The sequence below is a fragment of the Corynebacterium sp. genome (assembly GCF_012837295.1).
In the GTDB taxonomy this organism is placed as follows: Bacteria; Actinomycetota; Actinomycetes; order Mycobacteriales; family Mycobacteriaceae; genus Corynebacterium.
This window is the reverse complement of sequence record NZ_DURI01000249.1, coordinates 1-3,316: the sequence shown is the minus strand read 5'-3', so window position 1 is coordinate 3,316 and position 3,316 is coordinate 1. Positions and strand designations below refer to the sequence as shown.

Sequence of the window (3,316 nt, the reverse complement as noted above, 5' to 3'; positions counted from 1 at the left end):
TGGCCGCCGTGGACGTGCCCGTCACCGCGCACCGGCACATTTCGGCGTCCGGGTCGCTGAACTCGTGGCTCGGCGTCGGGCGCCGCCCCATCGCGGTGGCCGGCGATTACGTCGCCGAAACGGCCGCACGCTGGCCCGGGCACCTGTACGTGGTCGACCGCGGAAACCTCGCCGGAGCCATCGCCGACGCCCTCGCCGACCCCGCGTCCACGTGGGCCGATGCACCCGTCGAATGGAGCTGGGCCGACGTCGCCGCAGCCCACCGGGAGGCGTGGCGATGAGCAGCTTGCCCACCGTCGACGTGGTCATCCCCCATTACGACGACCCGGCCGGCCTGCACCGCATGCTCGCCGCCGTCGCCCGGCAAACCTATCCCCGCGAGCTGCTGCGGATCATCGTCGCCGACGATGGATCTCCCCGCATTCCCGAGATCGATGCGGCGGATGGGCCGGCGGTGACCGTCGTCAAGCAGGAGGACCTGGGTTTCCGCGCGGCGGCGGCGCGCAATCTCGGGGCCTCGGCGGGCACCGGCGAGGTCCTGTGTTTCCTGGACTGCGACACCGTCCCCGCACCCGGGTACGTCGCCGCGGCAGTCGCCGGGATGGACGCGCGGACGGTGACCGTCGGCAAGCGCAGGCACGCGACGTTCCCGGTTGACGTCGTGGGCGGCGATCCCCTGGCCGGGATCTTCCCCCTCGGCGATCCCGACTGGCTGGAGGACGGCTACCGCGCGACGCGGGATCTGGCCGACGCCGATGATTCCTCGTTCCGTTTCATCATCTCCGCCGTGCTCACCGTGAGCCGGGAGCTGTTCGAGGCCGTCGGCGGTTTCGACGGTTCCATCGTCGGCTACGGCGGCGAAGACTGGGATTTCGCGTGGCGCCTGTGGCGGGCGGGCGCGCGGTTCCGTCGCGTCGCCGAGGCCGTGGCCTGGCACGATGGCCCGGATTGGGCCGGCCGCCCCGCCGATGAAGCCACCGCGGCGGCGGAGAAGAACCGCGAGACGCTTCTGCTCGCCCGCCGCATCACGCACCCCATCGCGCGGCCGGCCGGCGTCGTCTTCGACGTCCCCGACGTGCAGGTCCACCTCCACCGTCCCGCGTCCTGGGCGCCGGGCGCGGTGGCCGCGACCATCGCCGCGTGCCTGGCCGCGGGCGACTGCCGCGTGGTCCTGCCGGCCGGCGTGCCCAACCCGTTTCCCGCCGATCCCCGCGTCGGCCCGGCCGTCGGCGGTGCGCGGGCGGAAGTGGAACTGCTTCACCCCGCCGGCGAAATCCCCGGTGGCTGGGCCCGCCTGATGGAAGCGATCGAGCCAGCCGGCCGCAGCGCGATCACCGATCCCGGCGGCCGGCCCCTCGCCCGGTTCCTCACGGCCCGTCATCGGCACCTGCGCATCTGGGCGCGGCGGGGCCTGGCTCCGCACCCCGGCCGACGGGACGTGCCGGTGCAGGTCGACGGCGCGGACGCCGGGTGGCGCGTCCTACGCGGGCCGGTGCGGCTCGAGGGCCGTTTCGCCGGATGGGGCTGAGGTGCCGGATGGGGCAGAGTCGCCGGCCGCCACTCCGCGGGCCGCGAGTTCGTCGAGGTAGCCCGACATCCCGCCGCCGGTGCGCCGCGACACCCGCGCCGAGGTGACCACGCGGCAGTCGGCCACCCGCTCCACGCGCGCACCCGACGCGACGAGGCGCTCGACCAGATCGACGTCCTCGGATTCCGCCAACGCCCGGAAACCGCCGACCCACCCGTAGGCCGACCCACGCACGCCGAGGTTGGCGCCGTGGATGTGGTGGTGGCCGGGGGCGTCGTCGTAAAGCCTCTCGAAAACCGCGCGCAGACCCCCGGGACGCTGCTCCCAATCGGCGACGCCGATGCTGCCGACCACCGCATCCGCGCCGGCATCGGCATGCGCGAGCTGCGCGGCCAGCCATTCCGGCGCGACGATGGTGTCCGCGTCGGTGTGCGCCAGCCACACGTCGGCGCGCAGGTCGAGAGGGTCGACGCCGGCGGCCCGGGCGGCCCCGACGTTGCGGTGGTCGACGATTCGCTTGACGACGCCCACCTCCCCGCCACCGGCCGGCACCATCGCGGCAGTGTCGTCGGTGCAGGCGTCGAGGATGACGCGGACCATGACGGGCAGGCCCGTGAACTGCGCCGACGCGATGACGGAGTCGACGCAGGCGGCGATGCGGTCGCGTTCGTCGTGGGCGGGGACGACCACGACGATGCGGGTGATCCGGGGCGGTGCGGCGTCGTCCGCCGAACTCACGGCGGATACGGGGGCGCCTCGACCGGCCCCATCCGCGGAGCTCACGGCGGGTACGGGGGCCTCTTGGCCGACGTCTTCCGCGGGACCCTTCTCGTCCGCGCGCCACACAGTGCCCACCACACCCCGCTTTCCGCCGGTTGGCGGGGCATCTCCCCGCCATCGAGGTAAATATACTTCACCCTGGGAGGAGGTGCGCTCGCCCCCGCGAGCGCCACCACGACCGCCGGTGCCGCGGCCACCCGCACCCGCACCCGCACCCAAGGGCTATTATTGCGCATTACTGTTGCGTATTATGTGCGGCATGACCTCGCCCACCGCCCCCGGTCGCGCCGAAGCGACCTCCCGCCCCCGCCGCGCCTCCTGGCACCGCCGGGCGGGACGTCCGGTGCGCTGGTGGTTCGCGGCGATCATCGTCGCCGCGATGATCCACCCCTTCCTCGACGACGGCCGCTGGCTGATGGTGCACCTGTTCACTCTCGGCGCGGCGACGAACTCGATCCTCGTGTGGAGCCGCCACTTCACCGAGCGCCTCCTGAAAATCGACGTCCCCGAGGAGGCCCGCCGGATCCAGCTCGCGCGGATTTACCTGCTCAATGGCGGGATCGTGGTCACCATCGTCGGCAAGCTCGGCGAATGGTGGCCGGTGACCACCGTCGGCGCGACCATCGTCGGCCTGGCCGTGGCGTGGCACGCGGTGTCGCTGGGCCGCGATCTCGTCGCCGGGCGCGACCGCCCCTTCGCCATCACCGTCGCCCACTACGTCGCCTCCGCGTGCCTGCTGCCGGTGGGCGCGGCATTCGGTGCGCTGCTGGCCTCGCCGGTCGGCGATTCGCTTCACGACGGCCTGCTGCTCGCCCACGAAGCCGTGAACCTCATCGGCTTCCTGGGCCTGGCGGCGTCGGGGACCCTGATCACCATGTTCCCGGCGCTGTGGCGCACCCGGATGTCGCCACTGTCGCACCCGGCGGTCTCGCTCGCGGTGCAGCTGGCCGGCATCACGGTCACAGCCGTCGGCGGGCTGGTCTCCTGGCCATGGGCGGCGTCGGCCGG

At 73.4% G+C, this 3,316-nt stretch carries 2 protein-coding genes and 2 pseudogenes; 3 read left to right on the top strand and 1 reads right to left on the bottom strand.

Going from position 1 to position 3,316, the window contains the following annotated elements; translation table 11 throughout:
- Nucleotides 1–281 (top strand): annotated as a pseudogene (locus GX015_RS08045) (hypothetical protein); the annotation flags it as partial.
- A complete protein-coding gene (locus tag GX015_RS08040; RefSeq protein WP_291344208.1) occupies nt 278–1,528 on the top strand; it encodes a glycosyltransferase in 1,251 nt (416 codons plus the stop codon). The pseudogene GX015_RS08045 and the gene GX015_RS08040, both read left to right, overlap by 4 nt.
- On the opposite strand, the gene GX015_RS08035 is transcribed toward GX015_RS08040, so the two are convergent.
- Nucleotides 1,481–2,266 (bottom strand): glycosyltransferase family 2 protein, encoded by a 786-nt coding sequence (locus GX015_RS08035; protein WP_291344206.1) that lies wholly within the window; start codon nt 2,264–2,266, stop codon nt 1,481–1,483. The two genes, GX015_RS08040 and GX015_RS08035, sit on opposite strands and share 48 nt — an antisense overlap.
- Nucleotides 2,267–2,567: 301 nt before the next feature.
- On the opposite strand from GX015_RS08035, the pseudogene GX015_RS08030 reads away from it, so the two are divergent.
- A pseudogene (locus GX015_RS08030) lies at nt 2,568–3,316 on the top strand (nitrite reductase); the annotation flags it as partial.

Excerpts from the sequence above, each read along its gene's own strand:
- GX015_RS08040 (WP_291344208.1), top strand. The coding sequence starts at position 278 with ATGAGCAGCTTGCCCACCGTCGACGTGGTCATCCCCCATTACGACGAC.